The 22,595-nt window shown below is 51.9% G+C and carries 24 protein-coding genes; 17 read left to right on the forward strand and 7 right to left on the reverse strand.

Translation table 11 applies throughout. The annotated features are described in order from the left end of the window. Positions 1–116: 116 nt before the first annotated feature. The 8 genes from MT343_RS05500 to MT343_RS05535 all read left to right on the forward strand — a co-directional run bounded on the left by MT343_RS05500 (position 117) and on the right by MT343_RS05535 (position 9,953). A complete protein-coding gene (locus MT343_RS05500; RefSeq protein WP_145469140.1) occupies positions 117–3,095 on the forward strand; it encodes a TonB-dependent receptor in 2,979 nt (992 codons plus the stop codon). Between the two features lie 98 nt (positions 3,096–3,193). Further along, positions 3,194–4,618 (forward strand): hypothetical protein, encoded by a 1,425-nt coding sequence (locus tag MT343_RS05505; protein WP_145469141.1) that lies wholly within the window; start codon positions 3,194–3,196, stop codon positions 4,616–4,618. Between the two features lie 257 nt (positions 4,619–4,875). Continuing rightward, entirely contained in the window at positions 4,876–5,658 is a 783-nt protein-coding gene (locus MT343_RS05510; protein ID WP_230331482.1) for a DUF3450 domain-containing protein, read from the forward strand. Beyond that, positions 5,658–7,040: a MotA/TolQ/ExbB proton channel family protein gene (locus MT343_RS05515; protein WP_145469143.1), complete on the forward strand. Its 1,383-nt coding sequence runs from the start codon at positions 5,658–5,660 to the stop codon at positions 7,038–7,040. The genes MT343_RS05510 and MT343_RS05515 overlap by 1 nt, the downstream gene beginning before the upstream one ends. A 2-nt stretch (positions 7,041–7,042) precedes the next feature. Then, the gene (locus MT343_RS05520) at positions 7,043–7,567 is read left to right on the forward strand and encodes a MotA/TolQ/ExbB proton channel family protein (protein WP_225691511.1); all 525 of its coding nucleotides are present in this window, start codon (positions 7,043–7,045) and stop codon (positions 7,565–7,567) included. Between the two features lie 14 nt (positions 7,568–7,581). Continuing rightward, positions 7,582–7,992, forward strand: coding sequence for an ExbD/TolR family protein (locus tag MT343_RS05525; RefSeq protein ID WP_145469144.1), 411 nt, complete (start codon positions 7,582–7,584; stop codon positions 7,990–7,992). Between the two features lie 2 nt (positions 7,993–7,994). Then, on the forward strand, positions 7,995–8,621 hold the full coding sequence (locus tag MT343_RS05530; RefSeq protein WP_145469145.1) for an energy transducer TonB: 627 nt from the start codon (positions 7,995–7,997) through the stop codon (positions 8,619–8,621). A 12-nt stretch (positions 8,622–8,633) separates the two neighbouring features. Continuing rightward, positions 8,634–9,953: a CDC27 family protein gene (locus tag MT343_RS05535; protein ID WP_243989463.1), complete on the forward strand. Its 1,320-nt coding sequence runs from the start codon at positions 8,634–8,636 to the stop codon at positions 9,951–9,953. 121 nt (positions 9,954–10,074) lie between these two features. Here MT343_RS05535 and MT343_RS05540 read toward each other — a convergent pair whose 3' ends face one another. Both MT343_RS05540 and MT343_RS05545 read right to left on the reverse strand, forming a co-directional pair. Further along, entirely contained in the window at positions 10,075–10,818 is a 744-nt protein-coding gene (locus MT343_RS05540; protein ID WP_145469146.1) for a hypothetical protein, read from the reverse strand. Further along, a complete protein-coding gene (locus tag MT343_RS05545) occupies positions 10,818–11,060 on the reverse strand; it encodes a thioredoxin family protein (protein ID WP_145469147.1) in 243 nt (80 codons plus the stop codon). Before MT343_RS05545 ends, MT343_RS05540 begins: the two co-directional genes overlap by 1 nt. 102 nt (positions 11,061–11,162) lie before the next feature. Here MT343_RS05545 and MT343_RS05550 point away from each other — a divergent pair, with 102 nt between their 5' ends. Then, positions 11,163–11,720 carry a MarR family winged helix-turn-helix transcriptional regulator gene (locus MT343_RS05550; RefSeq protein WP_243989464.1) on the forward strand — a complete coding sequence of 186 codons (558 nt, stop codon included), beginning with the start codon at positions 11,163–11,165 and terminating at the stop codon, positions 11,718–11,720. A 54-nt stretch (positions 11,721–11,774) separates the two neighbouring features. Here MT343_RS05550 and MT343_RS05555 read toward each other — a convergent pair whose 3' ends face one another. Beyond that, positions 11,775–12,284 carry a DUF4442 domain-containing protein gene (locus tag MT343_RS05555; protein WP_145469149.1) on the reverse strand — a complete coding sequence of 170 codons (510 nt, stop codon included), beginning with the start codon at positions 12,282–12,284 and terminating at the stop codon, positions 11,775–11,777. Positions 12,285–12,573: 289 nt separating this feature from the next. On the opposite strand from MT343_RS05555, the gene MT343_RS05560 reads away from it, so the two are divergent. From MT343_RS05560 to wrbA, 5 genes are all read left to right on the forward strand, one after another. Next, on the forward strand, positions 12,574–13,608 hold the full coding sequence (locus tag MT343_RS05560; RefSeq protein WP_145469150.1) for a metallophosphoesterase: 1,035 nt from the start codon (positions 12,574–12,576) through the stop codon (positions 13,606–13,608). A gap of 121 nt (positions 13,609–13,729) precedes the next feature. After that, on the forward strand, positions 13,730–14,482 hold the full coding sequence (locus MT343_RS05565; protein WP_145469151.1) for an SDR family oxidoreductase: 753 nt from the start codon (positions 13,730–13,732) through the stop codon (positions 14,480–14,482). Between the two features lie 137 nt (positions 14,483–14,619). Further along, positions 14,620–15,480, forward strand: coding sequence for a LysR family transcriptional regulator (locus MT343_RS05570; protein ID WP_145469152.1), 861 nt, complete (start codon positions 14,620–14,622; stop codon positions 15,478–15,480). Between the two features lie 103 nt (positions 15,481–15,583). After that, positions 15,584–16,216 (forward strand): DsbA family oxidoreductase, encoded by a 633-nt coding sequence (locus MT343_RS05575; RefSeq protein ID WP_145469153.1) that lies wholly within the window; start codon positions 15,584–15,586, stop codon positions 16,214–16,216. Beyond that, complete coding sequence (wrbA, locus tag MT343_RS05580; protein ID WP_145469154.1) at positions 16,213–16,815, forward strand: NAD(P)H:quinone oxidoreductase; 603 nt, start codon at positions 16,213–16,215, stop codon at positions 16,813–16,815. The genes MT343_RS05575 and wrbA overlap by 4 nt, the downstream gene beginning before the upstream one ends. A 70-nt stretch (positions 16,816–16,885) precedes the next feature. Here the strand turns inward: wrbA and MT343_RS05585 are convergent, their stop codons facing one another. Both MT343_RS05585 and MT343_RS05590 read right to left on the reverse strand, forming a co-directional pair. Continuing rightward, positions 16,886–17,860: an alpha/beta fold hydrolase gene (locus tag MT343_RS05585; protein WP_145469155.1), complete on the reverse strand. Its 975-nt coding sequence runs from the start codon at positions 17,858–17,860 to the stop codon at positions 16,886–16,888. A gap of 38 nt (positions 17,861–17,898) precedes the next feature. Continuing rightward, positions 17,899–18,573 (reverse strand): hypothetical protein, encoded by a 675-nt coding sequence (locus MT343_RS05590; protein WP_145469156.1) that lies wholly within the window; start codon positions 18,571–18,573, stop codon positions 17,899–17,901. A 165-nt stretch (positions 18,574–18,738) separates the two neighbouring features. On the opposite strand from MT343_RS05590, the gene MT343_RS05595 reads away from it, so the two are divergent. After that, the gene (locus MT343_RS05595) at positions 18,739–19,863 is read left to right on the forward strand and encodes an enoyl-CoA hydratase/isomerase family protein (RefSeq protein ID WP_186435914.1); all 1,125 of its coding nucleotides are present in this window, start codon (positions 18,739–18,741) and stop codon (positions 19,861–19,863) included. A 7-nt stretch (positions 19,864–19,870) separates the two neighbouring features. Here the strand turns inward: MT343_RS05595 and MT343_RS05600 are convergent, their stop codons facing one another. Beyond that, positions 19,871–20,707 carry an HDOD domain-containing protein gene (locus tag MT343_RS05600; RefSeq protein ID WP_145469158.1) on the reverse strand — a complete coding sequence of 279 codons (837 nt, stop codon included), beginning with the start codon at positions 20,705–20,707 and terminating at the stop codon, positions 19,871–19,873. Positions 20,708–20,744: 37 nt separating this feature from the next. Next, positions 20,745–21,743 carry a CAF17-like 4Fe-4S cluster assembly/insertion protein YgfZ gene (ygfZ, locus tag MT343_RS05605; protein WP_145469159.1) on the reverse strand — a complete coding sequence of 333 codons (999 nt, stop codon included), beginning with the start codon at positions 21,741–21,743 and terminating at the stop codon, positions 20,745–20,747. A 218-nt stretch (positions 21,744–21,961) separates the two neighbouring features. Here ygfZ and MT343_RS05610 point away from each other — a divergent pair, with 218 nt between their 5' ends. Next, positions 21,962–22,216, forward strand: a complete 255-nt coding sequence (locus MT343_RS05610; RefSeq protein ID WP_145469160.1) for an FAD assembly factor SdhE — start codon at positions 21,962–21,964, stop codon at positions 22,214–22,216. Then, positions 22,200–22,592, forward strand: a complete 393-nt coding sequence (locus tag MT343_RS05615) for a hypothetical protein (protein WP_145469161.1) — start codon at positions 22,200–22,202, stop codon at positions 22,590–22,592. Before MT343_RS05610 ends, MT343_RS05615 begins: the two co-directional genes overlap by 17 nt. Positions 22,593–22,595 lie beyond the last annotated feature (3 nt).

A 22,595-nucleotide genomic window follows, 5' to 3' on the forward strand; every position in this document is an offset into this window, starting at 1 on the left:
GCTGATTCCAGCTTGAGTCAGAAGAGTATCACGGACGACAACAGTTAATTGACTGCCATTCTGTCACTCGTTTACGGCGCCGCCTGTTAATTCCTGTATTCCTCGTAGGGGGCGTAATGAAACCAACTCGTGTGCTGCTTGCCGCAGCATCGTCTTTATTCGTGTCTCAGCTGATGGCTGGCGAAGCCGTTTTGTATATTACCGAAGATGGCAGCGCGGTACGTGATCTTGCTGTCAGCGTTGATGGCCAGAAAAAACTGGTCGGTGCATCGGGCTTTGTCGTTTTTGATATTAAAAAGGGCGATCACAAAGTTGAGCTTTCCAAATACGGTGAGTGGTTAGGCGAATTTGATTTTGCTACCGCAGGCAGCACTCAGAATGCCGAAGTTCAGGTTGAACTGGTCGGCGGTGAGCCGATGCCGGAAATTAATATCTACACCCCGGGTCAGGAAGAAGCTCCTGCTGTTGGTCAGATTTCAGGTTATCTGCAATCTGATGAAACCGGCGGCCCGGTAAGCGGAGCACGCATTTCTGTTGCCGGCACCGAAATGGCAATGATGACTGATGCCGATGGCTTCTTCAGCTTCGAATTACCCCGCGGTGAATATGCGCTGAATATCGCGCACCCGAATTATGGTAAGCGCGATGTTTCTTCTGTACGCGTTATGTCCAACGTTAATACCGGCGTCAACATGACCATGAGCATGTCCGGTGATGGCGTGATTGAAGAAGTGGTAGCGGTTGGTTCTTATATTCCGTCTACTGCAACTGCACAGGAACGTGACTCATCAGCCGTACTGGATGCCATTGGTTCTGAGCAGATGGCCCGGTTTGGTGATTCCTCTGCAGCTTCTGCACTGAAAAGGGTTGCGGGTGTATCGTTGGTTGGTGGTCAGTTCGCGGTCGTGCGTGGTCTGCAGGGACGTTATATTTCCTCCACACTGAATGGCAGTCTGATGCCAAGTACCGATCCAATGCGTCGTGATGTCCCTCTGGATCTGTTCCCTGCCAGTGTATTGGGTGGGATCAATATTCAGAAAAGTTATACGCCAGACCTGCCGGGTGATACGACCGGTGGCGCGATCATGATGACGACCAAAGGCTTACCTGATGGCCCGGTCAATAAAATCAAAGTTAACGGTGGTCTGAATACCCGTACCACCTTCAGTGATGTTAATGGTTATGAAGGCAGTAGTACCGATTTTACTGGTATGGATGATGGTAGCCGTGACCTGCCATCACTGGTGGACAGTGCAACCAATGGCGGTAATGACGCTATTAATTACTGTAATTTTGCTGGTTGTACTCTGCCGTCAGAAGCTGCGGCTCTGGGTAAATCATTCGATAATAATTACCGTGTAGATCAGATTCAGGCAAAACCCGAGCGTGGGTTTTCTTACGCATTTGGTGATTTAATCAGTAAAGATGCCGGCGATGTTGGTTTTTACGGTGCTGTTCAGTACAACGATAAAACAGAAGCCCGTCATGATGCGAAAACCGACGATCAGAATATTTCTGGTACCTATGAGCGTAGTAAGCGCAAAATTGATGCTACAGGTTATTTTGTTGCCGGCTTTGAAAATGAAAACCATAAACTGAACAGTAAATCGATTTTACTGCGTAAAACCGATAATACTGTTCGTACCTCCTCCGTATATGACGCTGATGATAACCAGCAAACCAAAGAATATACACTGCAGTGGGTGGAGCGTCAGTTTCTGTCACAGCAGTTTTCAGGTGAGCACTTCTTTGTCGATGGCACCAACCAGTTAAACTGGCGCCTGGGCTACTCTCAGACAAGTCGTGATGAACCGGATCGCCGTACGTATCAGTACATTAACGGTAATCTGATTCCTTCGACGATTGAACGTCGCTATGCAGAATTAACTGAAGATGCGTTTGAATTTGGTTTGGATTACACCTTCGATCAGATGATTACCGACACCATCGGTATGAAGCTGAAAGCCGGTATGCTGATGTCAACTAAAGACCGTACCGTTGATCTGGTGCGTATTGGTTTTGAGATACCGTCGACCTCAACCCTTGATGTCACTCAGGATATTGAACATATCCTTACGGCTGCCAATTTCGATAGCGGAGATGCACGTATTCAGGTACGTACTTCACCAACGGACAGCTATGAAGCTACTGATGATATGTTCGCTTATTATGGTTCGGCTGAGCTGGATCTGACGGATGTGAAAATTCTGGCTGGCGCCCGTCTGGAAGATTCTGAACAGACCCTGAGCTATCCAAACAGCAGTGTTGTGGATGATACCCTGAGTGCGAATGAGGTTCTTCCGGTCGTTTCTGTCAGCTGGCAGGCAAATGAAGAAATGCAGGTTCGTTTTGGTGTCAGTCAGACGCTGTCCCGCCCAGGTCTGACAGAGCGTTCGCGTTCTGTACAGTACGATCCGGAAACCGATGAGCAGATTTTCGGTAATCCGAATCTTCAGATCTCAAAAATTACCAATATTGATCTGCGTGGTGAATACTACTTCAGTGAAGAAGAAAGCATTTCTGTTGCGTTATTCAGTAAAGATATTGCTGATCCGATTGAACGCAGTATTCCGGATGGTTCAGGTTCTGCTTCCGATGGTTCAACCTTCCGTAATGAAGATTCAGCGACAGTTCAGGGGATTGAGTTTGATTTCCGGAAAAACACTCTGGATGGTGATGCCTGGTCAGGTTTTGTCTCCGGTAATCTGACCTTTCTGGATGCGACGGTTAACCTGAGTGATGACACTGCCCGATTTGAAGGTAAAAGCAGTCGTAAACTTCAGGGACAATCAGAATATCTGGCTAACCTTCAGATAGGTTTCGATCACTTACCATCAGGCCAAAATATTACTTTCCTGGTGAATTACTTCGATGATCGTATCTATAAGACTTCTCGTGCACTGGATCCTGAAATCGAAGAAGGGCGTTATAGCGTCGATATCGTATATCAATACGATGCGACAGAAAATCTTATGGTAAAAGCTAAGGCTAATAATATCACCGATGAAAAAGTGGTTTTCAGTCGTGATGGTAAGGAAATAGAAAGCTATTTCGATGGTGCAAATATCAGCGCCAGCATTGAATACAGTTTTTAACTGAATCGTAAAAATTACTTATTAAATGTCATTTAAGTGTCATAAAGCCGGATCAGAATACGAGTCGGCTTTTGATGAACTCTCTGAGGAAAGATTAAATGGAACTGAAAAAGAACTACCTGGCTCTGGCCGTAATTTCTGCAGCACTGGTTGGCTGTGGTGGTGATGATGACAACAACAGCAGCAAGAAGAACGTTTCTGGTGTTTCTTGTGTAGACAATGTTTGTACTCTGGAAGGCCAGATTACTGAAGACGTGACCCTGACTGCGGATAAAGAATGGCGTTTAAATGGTTTTGTAACCATCGGTGCAGGTAACGTTGAACTGGCTGATGCTGCTGCCGTTGCAGCTGCTAAAGCTGCTGGTGTGACTCTGACAATTAAACCAGGTGTTCATGTTAAAGCATTTAACACCGGTGCTCTGTTGGTTACCCGTGGTTCAAAAATCATGGCAGAAGGTACAGCTGCTGCGCCAATTACTTTCAGCTCTATTCAGGATGATGACTTTGATGGTCAGGGCGAATGGGGTGGTGTTGTTGTTCAGGGCTTCGCTCCACAGTATGGCAAAGGCAATACTGAAGCTTGTTTCGGTACCGGAACAGTTTGTAATGTTGATGGTGAAGGCGGTGATGGCATTGGTAAATTCGGTGGTAACGATACTGCCGATAACAGCGGTGTGATCAAGTATGTTCGTATTGCTGAAGCTGGTCGTGTAGCAGGTCCTAACAACGAAATCAATGGTCTGACTCTGCAGGGTGTTGGTTCTGGTACTACTCTGGAGTACATCCAGATCCACAATAACCTCGATGATGGTATCGAGTGGTTCGGTGGTAATGCTAACCTGAAGCACGCAGTTCTGACCGGTAACGATGATGATGACATCGACTTCGATGAAGGTTACCAGGGTAATATGCAGTATGTTCTGATTGTTAAAGATCAGTCTAAAGATAAGCCAAGTGGTTCTAACGATCCTCGCGGTGTTGAAGCTAACTCCAGTGGTTCAGATGCTGTGTCGCACACGACTGCTGCTCTGGCCAACTTCACTGTTGTTGGCGGCCCTCTGACCAATAACGCCTCGTATACCGTTCCTGTAAAACAGTCAGATGGTACTTACAAAGACGAAGCCATTGGTTATCAGCCAGGTCTGAAGCTGCGTGGTCAGGTGAATGTTGAGTTTGTAAATACTGTAGTAGCTAACTGGGACAAAAACTGTGCAGAAGCGGATGACGTGGTAGCTAACTTCACTCAGGTGGAGTCTGACTGTACTGCAGCTAACGTTCTGAAAACGAAAAACTCTCCAACTGTAACCGGTACTATTGCGTCTGATCTGACCATCAGCTTCGACAGCAAACTGGCGTACAGCTCTAACTCTACTGTTAACTCCATCAAGCCAACAGCTGTTGGTGCGGGTAACGACAGCTTCTTCGAAGCAACCGACTACATCGGTGCTGTTGATCCAGATGCTGCTACCGCATGGTGGTCTGGCTGGACTCTGCCAAACACTGTACCAAGCCTGAATAACTGATTTCAGTTTCAGGTTAAAACGGCGCCTTCGGGCGCCGTTTTTATTTAATTTCCTGCATTTCCGTTACTTTCCTGCTCCGTTTTTCCCCAATCCTTATATTCAGCCGCTCCGGCAATAAATGACACTCTGTCATAAAAATGCAGCCTTTCTGTCATGTAATAGAACTGTCACAGAACTGCAGTATCTTGCGCTCTGAATTTGGGGAGTCTGCGTCACGCAGACGAATTGAGAACAAAACGGGTAATACACATATGCCGATGCAACTGCGAACTCGCAACCTTCTGGCGGCCGCCATGCTCAGCGCAGGCGTGGTAATGGGTGCTTCTGCCGCCACGGTAGACGGTGCTCTGGATCAGGGCGTTAACCGCGCCAATAAAGCACAGCAATCGCAGCAGAAAATTGATTCTGTTGATAACAGTATCCGCGCTCAGGAGCGTGAATACCGTGGCCTGGTCAAAGAAATTGACGGCCTGAATGTTTACGTAACACAGCTGAATAAGCAGCTGAAAGCCCAGCAGGATGAGCTGGCCAGTATTGAAGCCAGCATTAAAAACGTCACGCTGGTTGAACGTCAGATCACACCGCTGATGCTGCGTATGATTGATGCCATCGACCAGTTTGTGGCTGCCGATGTGCCGTTTCTGGCCGAAGAGCGCAGCAAGCGCGTTGCCAATCTGAAAAATATGATGGGCCGTTCGGACGTAACCGTTGCCGAGAAATACCGCAAAGTAACAGAAGCCTATCAGGCCGAAGTCGATTACGGCCGCACTATTGAATCGTACCGTGGCACGCTGGCGACCAATGGCCAGAGCCGTGAAGTGGATTTCCTGCGCGTGGGCCGTATTTCCCTGATGTATCAGTCACTGGACGGTCAGGAGCTGGGTGTATGGAACACCGCGGCTAATCAGTGGGAGCCACTGGACGCATCCTTCAAAAGCAAGCTGATGGCCGGTATCCGTATCGCCCGTGAACAGGCTGCACCAGATCTGATTAAAGTGCCTGTCGCCGCACCCACTTCAGCACAGCAGGAGACTAAATAATGAAACTGCAATCTTTGTTTTTAAGTGCCGCTCTGGTGCTGGGTCTGAATACTCATGTTCAGGCGGCGGAGCCGGTCAGTGTTGATTCTCTGCTGAATCTGGTTAAACAGGGTCAGGCCCGTGATGATAAAGAATTCAAACAGCGTCTGGCACGTTTCAATCAGTCAAAAGCTGAGCAGGAAAAAATGGTTGCGGATGCGCAGAATGAACGCACCCGTCTCGAGCAGCTGAGCGCACAGAAAGAAAAAGAATTTCAGCAGAACGAAACCGCAGTGGCGGAAGCTCAGGAACGCCTGAATAACCGTCTGGGCAGTCTGAAAGAATTATTTGGTGTACTGCAGCAGGTGGCCGGCGATACCAAAGCGGTATTTGAAGGTTCTGTTATCAGTTCTGAATTACCGGGTCGTGAACAGTTCCTGACCGATCTGATTAAAACCGCAGGTTCTTCTTCCAAGCTGCCATCCATTGAAGAACTGGAACGTCTGTGGTTCGAAATGCAGCGTGAAATGACCTACAGCGGCCGTGTATCGACTTACAACGCGCAAGTGGTACTGCCAAGCGGTGATACAACGGAAGAGCAGGTTATTCGTGTTGGCGGCTTTAACGTTGTCTCTGCTGATAAATACCTGAACTGGGATCTGGAAGCCGGTCGTCTGGTTGAGCTGGATAAGCAGCCTGGCAGCCGTTACACCGATCCTGCTGCGGAACTGGCTTCTGCTACCGGCACTGAACTGACCGGTTTCTGGATCGATCCTTCCCGTGGTCAGCTGCTGAAAATCATGGGGCAGTCACCAGAGCTGGGTGACCGTGTTGATCAGGGTGGTGTGGTTGGTTACATCATTATTGTACTGGGTGCTATTGGTATTGCCCTGGCTCTGTGGCGCATGGTTGTACTGTACAGCGAAGCCGGAAAAATCCGTGCGCAGATGGATAACGACACGCCAAACGAAAATAACGCTCTGGGTCGTGTAATGGCAGTATTTAATGCCAATAAAAATGCCGATACCGAAACCCTGGAACTGCATCTGGGTGAAGCCATCGCCGCGGAAATTCCACGTTTAACCCGCGCGATTGGCTGGATCAAAATTATCTCCGTGGTTGCCCCATTGCTGGGTCTGCTGGGTACGGTGACAGGTATGATCGACGTATTCGAAACCATGTCGCTGTTCGGTACCGGTGATCCGAAACTGATGGCAGGTGGTATTTCTCAGGCACTGGTAACAACGGTTCTGGGTCTGGTAGCGGCAATTCCTTGTGTGTTCCTGCATACCTTAACCAACAACCGTTCACGTGAACTGATGATGATTCTGGAAGAACGCGCCACCGGTATTCTGGCGCGTCAGTCCGAACAGCAGACCAAACCTCAGGCAACAGCGGCGTAACCATGATGTTCGGTGAATTGTACGAACCGGTATATCTGTTTATGGAACGTGGAGGCGATGTCCTCTACGCCATCTTCGGACTGATTTTTATCCTCTGGTTACTGGTACTCGAACGCGCCGCTTATTTTATGTTCTCGTACCGCCCGGCTCTGGCCGCCGCGGTACAGGAATGGGAAGCGCGCAGTGAGCGCCGCTCCTGGCATGCGCATCAGATCCGCCAGGATCTGATCAGCCAGCTGAACATTAATTTAAGCGCCAATATGAGCACCATCAAAATGGTGATTGGACTGGCGCCACTGTTCGGCTTACTGGGAACGGTAACGGGCATGATTGAAGTATTTGATGTGATGGCATTTCTGGGGAACGGCAGTCCGAAAGCCATGGCCTCCGGTATTTCCAAAGCCACCATTCCAACCATGGCCGGGATGGTCGGTGCACTGACCGGGGTATTTGCCCAGTCACTGCTCGAACGTTTTATCAAGCGCGAAAAAATTCGCCTTGAAGACCAGTTAACTTTTGACCACTAATTGGAATTAATAGTATGAGACGTGGTTTTTCGAATTTAACCCCGCAGGCAGAAGAAGGCGAAATCGACATTACGCCAATGCTGGACGTGGTATTTATTATGCTGATTTTCTTTATCGTAACGGCCTCGTTCGTTAAAGAATCCGGTATCGAAGTCAATCGTCCGGATGCCAGCACAGCGCAGTCCAAGCCGCGTGCCAATATCCTGATTGCCATTAACGACATGGGTGAAATCTGGATTAACAAACGCAAAGTTGATGAAAGCCAGGTACGCGCCAATATCGAACGCATGCACGCTGAGAATCCGCAGGGTACTGTCGTTATTCAGGCCGATGAGGAAGCCAAAACCCGTCAGCTGGTAGCGGTAATGGACGCTGCCCGTCAGGCCGGTGTTTATGATGTATCACTGGCGACTGAGGAGCGCTGATCATGCAATCCAGCTTGCTACGCTTCGGCGCTGCGCTGGCGGTTGCAGCCGTCGCTACCTTTGCGGTGTTCTGGATGATGCAGAGCCTGATCAGCACCGGGGGATCGGTGCTGAACGAACAGGACTTTGGCCGCATTCAGAGCTTCGTGATGGATAAGCCAGACGACGAAGTCCGCACCAAAGAGCGCAAGCCACAGAAGCCACCAACGCCGCCGGCCGAACCACCAAAACCGGATATGCCCCGCCCTGATATGGCACAGGCAAATACCGATGGTTTTGATATCGGTGGATTTGATCTTGGCGCCGATCTTAACGTTGATGCCGGACTCGGTGGCGGCAGTGGTGATGGTGAATTTTTACCGATCGTAAAAGTTGCACCTAATTATCCGCGCCGTGCTGCGCAGAAAGGTATTGAAGGTTATGTGGTGGTGGAATTCACCGTAACCACGCTGGGTACGGTGACCGAGCCGCATGTTATTGAAGCCGATCCTCCGGGTATTTTTGACCGTGAGGCGATGGCGGCGGTTACCAAATTCAAATACAAGCCGAAAATCGAAAACGGTAAAGCCGTTGAGGTAAAAGGCGTACGCAACATTATCCGTTTTGAACTGGATAAGAGTGGCAGATAACAGGAGTCCTTTATGACGAATGCTATGAAACAACCCGTTGCTGTGCTGATGACTGCGGTACTGGCCTATGGCGCAAGCATGCTTGCGCCGGCGGCAGCCTGGTCGCAGAGCAAGGATCAGCAGGCAGAAGAGCAATCTTCTCCTGCAGAAAAGAAACGTGTACGCCGTGCCCAGACTTTACGACCTCATATCTATAAAAAGCTGGATGCTGCCCGGGCGTTGTCTGATGAAAAGAGATACGCCGAAGCAATTGAGGCACTGAACGCGGTTGAGAAAATCAAACGCAACAGTTACGAACAGGCGATGACCCACAATATGTTCGCCTATGTGTATTTCAATCAGGAAGATTACAAGAACGCTATTGGTGCCTATAAAAACGTCGTTGCCACCAAAAATATTCCGGAAAGTCTGGAGCAAACCACACTGTACAGTCTGGCTAAACTCTATCTGATTCAGGAAGATTATAAAAATGCACTGACGCAGCTGAATAAATGGTTCGCGATGGTTGAAAAACCGAATGCTGAAGCCTTTATTTTACGGGCACAGATGCAGTTCCAGCTGGAAAAATATCAGCAGGCTCTGCCGGATGTGAAAAAAGCCATCGCCATGACCAAAGAGCAGGGCAACCAGCCAAAAGAAAACTGGCTGCTGCTGGAGCGTGCGGTGTATTACCAGAACAAAGATTTCAAAAATCTGGCGCGCTGTCTGCAGGATCTTTCGACCCTGTATCCTAAAGCCCAATACTGGGTGCAACTGGCGGCCGTTTACAGCGAGCTTGGTCAGCCGCTGAAAGAACTGGCGGCGTTGGAAACTGCACACGAGCAGGGTTTGCTGAGCAAAGAAAGCGAGCTGGTGAATCTGGCACAGGCATTACTTGGACAGGAAATTCCGTATAAGGCTGCTGCCATTCTTGAAGACGGCATGAAAGACAAAAAGATTGAAGCCAGTGCTAAAAATCTGTCTTTGCTGGGCGATGCCTGGATGCTGGCAAAAGAATACGATAAAGCCATTGTGGTAATGGCCAAAGCGGCTGAAGCCTCTCAGGCCGGTAAAGATTTCTACAAGCTGGCGCAGATTCATACCGAACGTCAGGAATGGAAGCTGGCACTGAATAATGTCGATAAAGCGCTGAAGCTGGGTAAGCTGCAGCAGCCTTCGGCGGCTTATATCCTGAAAGGTCTGATTCTGTTTAATCTGGATGATCTGCCATACGCACGCGACAGCTTTGAAGAAGCGCAGAAGTTTGCCGAAGCAGAAAAAATGGCTGATCAGTGGTTGCGTTATATCGATGGCGAACAAAAGCGCCGTGAGTATATGGCTGCGAATAACTGATTCTTTTATCGGCTATAAAACAGCCCCGGCAGGTTAATACCGCCGGGGCTTTTTTATGGAGCTTTTCAGGTATTTATCCTCTGATTTTTTGAATAAGCAGACATCCTTGTCCGGCTATGGCTCAGTGATTGACCTTGCCCGGTAAACTCAGATCACCCGAGGCTATATCCATTACATTCACCACACACAGCAGTGGCGAGTGCACACTCTGATTAACCCGTAAACCTGCGGTTACACCATCAAAGTTTGCCTGTTCAACAACGGCAATATCTGCAAAGGGAACACGAACCTCCACATGCTCGGCGGAGAACACCGGATCCCAGCCCGGGCTGTCGAGCAGAATTGGCAGGCCCGGCCAGGTTGCCGGCAAACGCGGCTTAACACCTTCCGGAATATCGGCAACGCCCAGTGCACCTTTGCCACAGCGTTCATCGGGATGTAACACCACCCAATGACTGTGCCAGAGATTGCCGTCGTTGCCGGTATCGCCATCATTGTTTTCATCGTACAGCGGTGTGTCGTCAAAATCCGGATGGCTGGTTACCGCCAGAGCCAGAATACCGGCTTGTTTGTCAAAACCCACCTCGTAGCTGTCAATGGTTGTTGGCCAGACATAAGAAAATACATGGCTGCCGGCAAGCTGTCCGCTCGCCGCGGGAGTATTTTCTCCGGCATTACCGGATACCGCCATATGGAAGGTTGCGATGCTGCCTTCAGTGGTGATTTTGGTATGAATAATATCGAAAGGAGCCAGCTCAATATTTTTCTTTTCTGCCTGTATGCCGCCGTGATGGTGGCCGCCCGCACAGGCTGCGGCAGAAAATCCCGCCGCTATAAAGGCCAGCAACAGTGAATGATTAGCCATTATTGCGCTCCTTTTAAATCGTCTAATGAGGCTCCGAAATTGATATGGAGCACCTGACCGTTGAGCAGCAATGCGGGTACCGATTTTACGCCGGCTAATTCCGCAGCTGTGATTTCGGCGGGCTCTTCACCCAGATGGACGACTTTCAGATTCAGGCGCTGCTGATCCAGTGCGGCCAGCAGAACCTGTTCTGCGCTGACACATACCGGACAACCGGCGTGATAAAAAATGGCGTTGTTCATTATCTCTCTCCAAAGTTATGTATCGACTCGATACCTTTTAAACCCTAAGGGACGAATTGCCCTGTTGTCAATAAAGTTTTTAGTCGATACTATGTGCCAATGATGACTGATCTGATTTACAACCACGTTGAACGGCTTGGGGAATTACTCCGGGTTGACGCACGCCAGTGCGGCGCAGAATTCGGCCTGTTGCCGGTTCAGCTGGAGGCGCTGCATTACCTGTCGATCTGCAATCGCTATTCGGATACGCCAATGGCGGTGAGTGAGTATCTGGGGCAGACCAAAGGCACGGTGTCGCAGACGCTGAAAGTGCTGGAAAAAAAGGCGTTGCTGCAAAAGGTTGCGGATACCGCGGATAAGCGCGTAACGCATCTGCGCGTGACTGAGGCGGGTCAGCAGCTGTTACAGCAGCTGATTCCCTCTCCGATGTTTGTTAAAGCCTGTGCGCATTTATCGGCTGCTGAGCAGCAACATGTCAGCGCCGCCCTGAAATTATTGCTGACAGGATTTTTAAGCGCTAATCAGATGAAATCATTTGGTATATGCCGTTCGTGTCGCCATAACCGTGAAACAGAAGACGGGTATTTCTGCAATCTGCTGCAACAGCCACTGTCAGCAGAAGATGCAGAGCTGATTTGTAAGGAGCATGAACGGCAGTAGCGTCTTGCTCCCGCGTAATGGCTGCGGCAATTCCTTTGCCGCTGCATCACATACTTACTTCTTCTTCGGCGTCCACGCCCACACCATGGTGGCTTTGACGGTTTCGGTACCGCTGCCATCGGTGATTACAACCGGCACTTCGATATCACCTTTTTCGGTGTTCTTCACATAGTCGAGCTGCTCATCGCTGAAGCTTGCCACCGCTTTCATATCGCCGCTGGCACGCTTGAGGTATTCCAGCTGCATGGAGCGGATAACAATGATGCGGTCATCGGGTACGCTCATGCCGGTCATAAAGCCAGTGGCCGACTCGGCCAGCAGACCCATCGCCGCGGCGTGCACACTGCCGATATGGTTCTGCACTTTCTTCTTGTTGCGCATAACGATCACGCATTCCTGCGGTGTCAGTTTTTCTACGCGGGTGCCGGCGGTGCCGGCGAAAGGAATTACCCGGCCCATTACCAGTGACAGTGCCTTGGCGCGCCAGGCTACCGGCAGTTTATTCACTTTGCTGACGACGGTGCTGAGTCGGTTAGGACGGTTTGCTTTATCTGTGTTTGCCATAGCTGGGTTCTTCGGTTTTGGTTGTAAAGGCGCGCAGTGTAGAGTGGCTGGCCTGTGTTGAATATGGCCGAAATGACGTTTTAACGGCCCGTGTATCAGGCTGTTTTGACGCCGTCCTGAGCCGGGTTGCGTTATATCCTCACCACTGGCCGGTAGTGTCCTTTTGAGATTGGTACCTTTGTGCTGTTATCCGCATTGCCATAAAACAAAAACAAAGCTGTAACATGGTGCCACTATGCTGCGGCGGCTTTCACAATGTTGTTCTCACCGCTGAATAAAGGAGATACCTATGAATAAAATGATGCTTCCCGTGCTGCTGAGCAGTGTGGTTGCCGCTCAGGCGCTGGCCATGTCGAAAACCCCGGAGCCGCTGCCGGATGTGGGTACTGTTAACAAGACCGTCCGCTTTATCGCTATCGGCGATATGGGGACTGGCGGTGATGGTCAGTATAAAGTGGCTGCGGCACTGGAATCTGTATGTGCCGAACGTGGTTGTGATTTCGCCATCGGACTGGGCGATAACATTTATGAAGCCGGCGTAGATTCGGTATCGGATATTCAGTTTCAGACCAAATTTGAAGACCCGTATAAAAACCTCAACTTCCCGTTTTATATGACGTTGGGCAACCACGATAATTCATGGTTATTCGGTGGTGACGGTCTGGATAACGATAAAGGCGATATTCAGGTGGATTATCACTACCAGCAGAACCGCCCAAGCAATAAGTGGCAGATGCCGGCACGTTACTACACGTTCTCCGCGCCGTTAAACGAAGAGCAGCCACTGATTAACTTCTTCTCCCTCGATTCCAACCCGCTGGCTGCAGTGGGCGATGCCGATGCTGAATACTGGCAGCTGCCGTACAAAAAGACCCAGGCAGAATGGATCGACCGCGAGCTGAATAACGCTTCCGCACCGTGGAAAATTGCCTTTGCCCATCATCCGTTTCTGTCCAACGGTAAGCACGGTAACGCCGGTATGTATGACGGCTTCCCGGGCGCCGGCGTGGTGTATTACGACATGCTGAAAGACCACGTCTGTAACAAGGTGGATGTGATGATTGCCGGTCACGATCACGAACTGCAATTCCTGCAGCCGGTGGATAAATGCGGAAAAACCCTGCACATGGTTTCCGGTGCCGGTGGCAAGAGCCGTGAGTTCAAAGACACCGAGCGCAACGCCGCTTACTGGCAACAGGATAAAACGCTGGGCTTTTTCTATATCGAAATCGCTGGCGATGAATTCCGTGCGACTTCTTATACCGTTGACAGCGTCAGCGGTGAAGTGACCCGTGCTTTTGATAAAACCCTGACCCGCCAATAAACCGGGCGTTAGTGCAATAACGCATAATCCGCTGTCACCCGTGTGGCAGCGGATTTTTTTTGCCTATGCTTTGATCATGGTCCGGCAAATGCCGGCTGCAGAATCAGCAAGGAGAACCGTTATGAATGTAATCGCAACGCAGGATCTGAAAATACTGATCACTGGCGGAGCCAGTGGTATTGGTGCCGCTACCGCCAGGCTGCTGGCAGCGGAAGGTGCTCAGGTATTGATTGCCGATGTACAGGACGATGCAGGAAATGCTCTGGCTAAGGAGCTGGGTTCACGGGTGCGTTACCGGCATCTGGATGTGGTCAGTGTTAAGGACTGGGAGCAGGCAATCGCTTTTGCCGAAGCAGAATTCGGCGGCCTGAACGCACTATTCAATAATGCCGGAGTCGTGGGTTTCAGTGGTGCAGAAAACAGCTCGCCGGAAGAGTTTAAGCGCATTACCGATATCAATTTATACGGTGTGTTTCTCGGCATTCATTGCGTCACACCGGCGCTGAAAAAAGCAGGGGGCGGGGCGATTGTAAATACCTCATCCACGGCAGGTTTACAGGGTTATGGCGGTCTTGCCGGTTATGTTGCCAGTAAATGGGGCGTACGCGGGTTGACCAAGGCCGCGGCGCTGGATCTGGCGCCATACAATATCCGCGTGCTGTCATTACACCCCGGGCCAATACGCACTGCCATGACCGATGGCTTGCCCGATGCGATTGCTCAGGCGCAGCCCATTCCCCGGTTTGGTGAGGCGCTTGAGGTCGCGCGCATGGCGCGCTTTATGTTTACCGAAGCCACCTATTCAACCGGCAGTGAATTCGTCATTGATGGCGGCGCCGTGACCGGACAGGTATTATCCTGGGCGGACGAATAACTTCGTCATCGTATGTTGTCAGAGCTGCTCAGTATATTGTCAGAGCTTTGCTCTCCGCTGTAAGCAAGCTCTGACATCGCCGTTTTCCGTCAGGAAATACGGTTGTATCCCCGGATCGGTATGCGGTTTAAAACAGTATGAAAATTACTCTGGAAATGTGGCGCACTTTTGTTGCCACCGCTGAACAGGGCAGCACCATTAAAGCAGCAGAATATCTCTGCAAAAGCCAGTCGGCGGTGGTGCACAGTCTGAAAAAAATGGAATCTTTATTAAATCAGCCTTTATTTCAGGTTCAGGGGCGTCAGTCGCAGCTGACGCTGGCCGGGGAACAATTGCTGGTGCAGGCACGGGCTTTACTGGCCCGCGCCGAATCGCTGGAAATAAAAGCTACCGATAGTGCTTTGGCACAGCGTCAGGAAATCGCCCTGGCGGTGGATGTCCTGTTACCTCCGGCATATTGGTTACCGCGACTGGCGCAGTTCAGCGCAGAAATGCCACAGGTGTCGGTACAGATTTATGAAAGTGCGTTATCGGGTGCCGCGCAGCTGCTGGAACAGGGGCTGGTTGCTGTCGCCATCGCCAGTCAATTACCCCATGACATACTGAGTGAGCCTTTACTGGCGGTGCGTAAACACTGTGTCTGCGGTTTATCTCATCCGCTGGCGAGCGCCGGGCAACTCACTGACAGCGACCTTAAACAACACTGCCAGATCGTGTTGCGTGATAGTGGCAGCGCCAACCGCGACAGTGGCTGGCTGGCAGCACAGCAGCGTCTGACCCTTGATTCTGCAGCACTTGCCCAGCAGGCGGTAGAAGTCGGAGTGGGCTTTGCCTGGCTGCCGGAATATCTGATTACCGGGCGGATGCAGCGCCTTACTCTGGCAGCTGGCAATGAGCGGGAAGTGGCCTTGCATATCGGTCTGAACCCGGAGTTTGCACATCTGACTGCCGTTGCCCGCCTGTATGAACTGCTGATCCAGACCCCGCCTGCCGAATAAACATGCAAAAAACGGCGTATATTCAGCCGTTCTTTTCATTATTTTTTATTTTCCCCTGGCCGTAATCTGCTCTCCGTCCAATATCTGCAACAGGAGAGCAGTAATGATCACAATCGATTTTTTCCACGATGCTGTTTGCGGCTGGTGCTATGTGCTCAGCCCACGTTTACGCCGCTGGGCGGATCATCCGCAGGTTCAGATCCGTCAGCGCTGTTTTGTATTGCAGCGCAATGAGCAGGAAATGATTGAGCGCTTTGGCTCAATGGCGCTGGCAAAAGCCGAAATCCTGCGCCACTGGCAGCAGTGTCAGGCAGCTGCCGATGATCCGGCCCGTTTTAATACCGAGGGCATGCGCGCCAAGCCTTTTTCTTATCCGTCCGGTTGGCTGGCGGCACTGTTCGCCAAGGCCGCAGAAATAACCTACGGCACTGCTGCCCACTGGGATATGTTCGATGAAATTCAGCGTCGTCACCTGCTGCTGAATGAAAATATTGGCAGTGAAGACACTCTGATAGCCGCAGCCAATACGCTGGGATTTGACGGTAAGGCTCTGGCGGAACAGGTAAAAACGGAAGAACTTCGCCTGCTGGTGGAAGATGATATAGCGCTGGCACGGCGGCTGAATGTTCGTTCGATTCCAACCTTGCTGATTAATGGTAAAACGCTGGTTTCCAGCACGTTAACCAATGAACAGTTAGAACAATTAATTGAACAGCAACTGGCGGAGGCGGCATGAAAAAATTACTGGTTTTATATTATTCAAGTTATGGCCATATCGAAACCATGGCACAGGCCGTAGCAGAAGGTGCCGGTAAAATTGAGGGGGTCGACGTCAGCCTGAAGCGTGTACCGGAAACCCTGAGTTCTGAGATAGCGGAAAAAGCCGGTATTAAAATGCAACAGGCCGGAGATGAAGCCAGCGTTGCCGAATTAGCCGATTATGACGGTATTATTTTTGGCACGCCAACCCGCTTCGGCAATATGGCAGCTCAGATGCGAAATTTCCTCGATCAGACCGGTGGCCTGTGGATGCAGAACGCACTGGTGGGAAAACTGGCCAGTGTGTTTACCTCAACCGGCACCGGCGGTGGCAATGAAACCACGATTCAGTCGTTTCATACTACGCTGCTGCACCATGGTATGTTGATTGCCGGCCTGCCTTATACCGCTCCGGGGTTAACGGATATCAGTACGGTAAAAGGCGGCTCACCGCTGGGCGCTGCCTGTATAGCCGGTGCTGATGGCAGTCGTCAGCCGTCAGAGCTGGAGTTGAGTCTTGCCGCTTATCAGGGAGAATATATGGCGCGGACACTGTTGCGTTTGCAACCGGTTTAAACGTTATTAAACAACATAAAAAAGCCCCGGATAACGGGGCTTTTTGGCCTGCATTCTCTTTTTTGCCGAATTATTCAGCGGTTGCAATAAAACGGCTGTACAGTTCTGCGGTTTCCGCCGGAATTTCGACCATCGGTAAATGACCGATTCCCGGATAAATTTTTACCTGTGCCTGTGGCAGCTTTTCTTTGAATACCTGTGCGGCTGATACATCCAGTACGCGGTCTTCCTCTCCCCAGATAATCAGCGTTGGCATGGTGACTTTTTCGCTCAGCTGTTGCTCAAACTGGCTGGCTGCCAGCTCTTCGCGGGTAGCGAGCATATCGCTGAATATTTCGCGGTTAATACCTTCGCGGGTGATGGTTTTACGCACAACCACCGGACGCAGCGGCCATGGCAATAGTGGTGGTTCACTCATGACGAAATTCCAGCGGTATTCAAAACTTTCTTCGTCGGTAGCGATTAACGGATTTTTGCCTTCGGCCAGCGCCTGCATATATTCGCTTTGCTCTGGCGCATCAACACCGGCAGCATCAATTAAGGTCAGGCTGAGAATCTGTTGCGGATAGCGGGTGGCATAAATGGCGCTGATGGCACCGCCCATGGAATTACCGGCAATATGGAATTGTTCAGCGCCCGTCGCAGCCATCAGCTTATGCAGGCGTTCAGCCTGGCGGATTAAATTATAATCCTGGGTCGATGGTGCCGGGGTGTCACCGTGACCGGCCAGGTCGGGAATAATCAGGTGATAATCCTGTGGCATTTCGGCGGCAAATTTCAGCCAGGTATCTTTGTTGGCAGAAAAACCATGCAGCAATAAGACGGTTGGTCCTGTGCCCTGACGTTCCAGATAACGCATTTCCACGTCACCGGTATCGGCCTGTTTCAGGGTCAGGTCGGCGCTGCTGCGGGCCAGGTTAATGGCTTTGTCATAAATCACTTCCTGCTGACTGGCCGAGCAGCCGCTCAGCATTAATGTTGCGAAGGTCGTGGCGCCGATAAGCAAGCGGGTGGACGTCTGAAACATGGCTGAGATAGGCCGCATAAAAAATACCTGTAATTTTATTATTGAGAGACACTGATTCAGACCATTCTGGCACTGTCCTGCAGACGTTTGATCAGTTGCAATGCATGTTGCAGGGCGTCTTCGATCTGGGCCGGCGGCAGAACATGGTGAGGCCGGCAGAGCAGCAGGATGCCATCTGCCCACTCAATGTGAAGGTGAGGATGCGCCAAAAGCCAGTCGCAGACCTCTGGTTTCAGTAAGGCCCACAGGCGTTCGCCATTCTGGCTGTGCAGCTGCCACTGGCGCAGCAGCAGGGGTTTTTGCTGTGCCGTTAATGAGACGAGCTTCTTGTGCTGGCTTTCGGAAAACACATCTTCCTGCAACCAGCGCTTGCGACAGATGCTGAAGGCACTGGCCTCGGGCAGCGGGCAGGGCAACAGAATAACGGTCTGAGTCGACGCACCTCCGGCCCCGATCAGGCTGTAATCAAACAGATTAAGGTAGCGGCTGTCATCGTTCTCCAGTTGCCCTTCAAGCAAATGGCGGAAGTGCCGGAACTGGCCAATATCCAGCAGCTGAAAGTGCGCGTCGCGGATACGCTGGCTGAGTGAGGCATAAGGCCGGTAAGCCAGTTTCAGCTGATCAGCCAGAGCCGATAATTCACTGCCTCTGCTACCTCGGTCGACTAGCATCAGCAGCAGTAACAAGCCGATAATGGCGGCAATTATGATCAGACTCAGTAACGGCGTCATGCTGGGTGTTCACTCTGGCGTACGGTTGCTTTCCGTGTGAGTGTAACACTCCTGTATGATGCGCGTACGGCAGCCGGATTGTCTGCCGGTTCTGCGCCGACTGAGCATTATCAGAGCCTGTTTAATAAAGATGAGCAGGCCCTGGGAACATTCAAGGAGACTGTTTTGACTGTTGAATCCCCGGTTTTGTTTGACACCCTGACGACCCGTTCTGGCCATAAGATTGGTGTTCTGACCCTGAATGCCCCAAAAGCCATGAATGCTGTCGATCTGACCATGGTGAATCTGATCGACAAGCAGCTGAAGCGCTGGGAAAAGAGCGACAAGCTGGTGGCGGTACTGATGCGTGGTGCCGGTGATAAAGCCTTCTGTGCCGGTGGCGATATCCGCCAGCTGTATGACAGCATGCAGGCCGAAGGCGATGAGCATTGCCGTTATGCCGACAATTTTTTCAGCGGCGAATATGGCAAAAACTACCGTGTTCACCTGTTTTCCAAGCCGCTGATTGCCTGGGGAAATGGCTTTGTCATGGGCGGTGGCTTAGGGCTGTTTATCGGCGCTAATCACCGCGTTGGTACTGAGACACTGAAGCTGGCCTGGCCGGAAGTTCGTATAGGTCTGTTCCCGGATGTTGCTGCCACCTGGTATCTGTCACGTTTGCCATATCCGGCGGGTCACTGGATGGGGTTGTCCGGCAGTCATATGAATGCCGTTGATTGCAAAGACCTGAAACTGACTCACTATTGCCTGCAGCACGCCCAGCTGGATGAGGTTCTGGCGCAGCTGCGTCAGCAAAACTGGAGCGATAACCAGGCCGAAAACCATTATTGCGTGCGCTCTCTGTTGCAGCAGCTTGAAGGCTCTGCAGCGGCGGAGATGCCGGCCAGCCAGCTGCAACCGGTGCAGGCCGAACTGGATGAGCTCTTTGCCTGCGACGATCTGAGCAAAATAGCCGCGCGTTTTGCGGCGCACAGCACAGACAACGCCTGGCTGCAGCAGGGACTGAATAACTTTAAAGCTGGTTGTCCGGCAACGGCACATCTGATTATGGAGCAGTTGCACCGCGGCAAGCAGATGAGTTTAAAAGAGGTGGTGCAGTGGGAGCTGGTGCTGGCCTATCAGTCGGTGCGGCATCCGGACTTTGCCGAAGGCATTCGCGCCATGGTGGTGGATAAAGATTTCAGCCCGCGCTGGCAGCACGCTCATGTGGATGATGTGCCGGCCAGCTGGATTGAGGCGTTGCTGGAATCTCCCTGGCCGCAGGATAAGCACCCGCTGGCCGGCATTTAGTCGGCGCTCAGCGCAGCGCGTTTTGCGTGGCTTCGGCTTCTTCAGTCAGTTCCTGCCATTGGGTAACTTCATCGTCGGCATCCAGTCCCAGACGCTGATAGGAACCCAGTTCACTGCGCTTGATCCGTGCCAGCGGGTGATCGCTGCCGTCGTAGCTTTGCAGCGTGGCAACCTGGATCAGGTCGCAGTAATCCGCACTGTCGGCCTGATGCTGCAGATTCAGATATTCCTTCGGTACATTGACCAGATCCGGCGAAAACTCCCAGCTGCGCAAAATATAGCTGCCCAGAGACGGATGCAGTTTTTCCAGTACCAGATCCAGTGAGAAGCTGTCGTTGAGCAGGTCGCTGTGATTTTCGGCATAAGCCAGAATTGGCAGCATACCGATCTGATGTACTAGTCCGGCGAGCATGGCCTGATCCGGCTGCAGTTTAGTGAAATGCCGTGCCAGCACCTGAGCCGATGAGGCGATCTCCATGGCCCGTGCCCAGCATTCGCGCATGCGTTTATCAATAATGTCGTGGGTGGCCTGAAACATCTGCTCCATGGCCAGGCCGATGGCCAGATTACTGGTGAAATCGATACCCAGGCGCGAAATGGCGGTGCCAAGGTCGGTGACTGGGCTGTTGGCGCGGATTAATGGGCTGTTAGTGACCTTAATAATGCGCGCACTGAGCGCCGGGTCCTGGGCGATGATCTGACTCAGCTGGGGAATGGTGGCGTTGGCATCTTCTGCCACTTCGCGTACACGTAAAGCAATCTCGGGCAGGGTGGGCAGCACCAGTTCGTCCTTCTTGATCTGGGCTACGATATCGTCTTTTACCTGTTGTGCCAGGTTGCTCATGGGCCGGCCTCTTAAGCGCTCCGGCCCTGTGGCCGGATCAGTTATCTGTGATGGCAGGATCAGCGTCGCTGTTATTCTGCTCAGTTGTGCCTTCAGTATAGGAAAGACGGGCGAGAGTGACGGGAATTTCCCCGGCTTTTATGCCGCTCTCTGGCCAGTCGCTGTTCATCACCGCCAGGCCAAGACGGCCGCACCAGGCGGCAATGTCGCCCAGCGTCTTACCCTGACTGTCCTGCAGGGCGGTCATAATGGCGATATTGGCATCCGCGACAGTGCTCACGGCGACCAGATTCTTTTTGCTTTTGCCCAGATACTGCAGACGCGCAACGATCTCCTGACCGGTATAGCAACCTTTGCGGAAGCTGATGCCCTCGTGGATATGCCAGTCGATAAACTGTGGCACCCAGGCTTCGCGGCTGGCTTCTTCGACCCAGACAATGCCTTCGGCAATGTCGCCCAGCCACCATTGCTGCTCGGCAGTAAGTTCCGGGGCCTGTTGGAGTTGGGCGTTGGCTTTTTCTGACGGCAGCCAGTATTCAACGCGGCCATCCGGCCAGTGCAGGGTCAGGCTGTTATCACTGCTGTCGTGCTGCAGCAGGCGGCCATCGCTCAGGCTGTCAGGGTTGTCGTCGTACGCAGACAGCTCGGCAGGCACATCGGCAGTGACCAGCCAGTCGTCCAGATGTTCGGTCATGGTGACCTTAAAAAACACCGCGTAGCGTGCCAGATGCTGGCGCAGCGCGCTGACCTGAGCCCGTGGCAGACGCAGCCAGACGCTGTCGCCATGGCGGGCAATCACAAAGTTCGCCACCATGCGGCCTTTGGCGGTACAGCAGGCGCCCAGAGTCCAGCGGTCTGCTTTAAGGCTGGTCATATCGCAGGTTAATTGTCCCTGCAGAAAGCGTTCACTGTCCGGGCCGCTGATTTCCAGCAGGGCAAAGGCGGAAAGCCAGGTCAGCCCCTGTGTGGCAGGTTGCTCCGGGATGAACCCCTGCGGGTCAATTTGGCCGGGAAGTACGATGGATGCTTCAGACATAATGAATACGGGTCTTGTGTCGGTGATAACAATATGGCCGCAGTTTACTGCAAATTGGTCATACTCTTAACGTTGCAGATTGTGTGGCTATCGGGCTTATACCACCGTCGGGATAGCGGTATCCGCTGCCAGCTTTGATATACTGCGGTTTTATCACCGGCGTGGCCGCACCCTGCGACTGCTGCCGTTTACTTTTATTGCTTATCTGGGAGTTCCGAGTGTCTGACGAAATTGAAGCAAAACGCGTCCGCTGGCACAGCCGCCGTGGCATGCTGGAGCTTGATGTATTGCTGGTTCCTTTTGCCGAAGAAGCCTTCACCGGTCTGAGCGCAGACGATCAGGCCCGCTACCGTCAGCTGCTGGAATGTGAAGATCCGGACCTGTTTACCTGGTTTATGGAGCATCAGGTTCCGGATAATGCCGATCTGGCTCGCATTATTGAACTGGTGCGGGAGCATGCCCGTAACCGCTGAGTGGTTACTACAGCCATCAGGTCGGCAGCGCTGGCTTGATGGTGCCTTTCTGTTGTCTGCTCTTCTGATTTTTAGCTGGCTGCTGCCTCCGCTGTGGTGGGGAGTGGTGGCGGTTTTTCTGTTATTGCTGATGCTGTGGGGGTGGCGTAAGCCGGCAGTGCGCAGGCTGGGCTGCGACAGTCGTGGCTGGTGGCTGGAATATCATGGCTGCAAACTATCGGTGCGCTGGCGCCATGGCAGTGTACGCCGGGCGGATGTGCTGATTCTCGAATGGTCGTTCTGGCCCTGGCAGCGGCTTATGATCCGCCCGGACAGTCTGGGCAGCGCAGAGGATTATCGCCGCCTGACGGCGGTGCTGTATAACGATCTGCGCTGAGCT

Source organism: Venatorbacter sp. C2-1, assembly GCF_022832715.1.
In the GTDB taxonomy this organism is placed as follows: domain Bacteria; phylum Pseudomonadota; class Gammaproteobacteria; order Pseudomonadales; family Oceanobacteraceae; genus Venatoribacter; species Venatoribacter alkanivorans.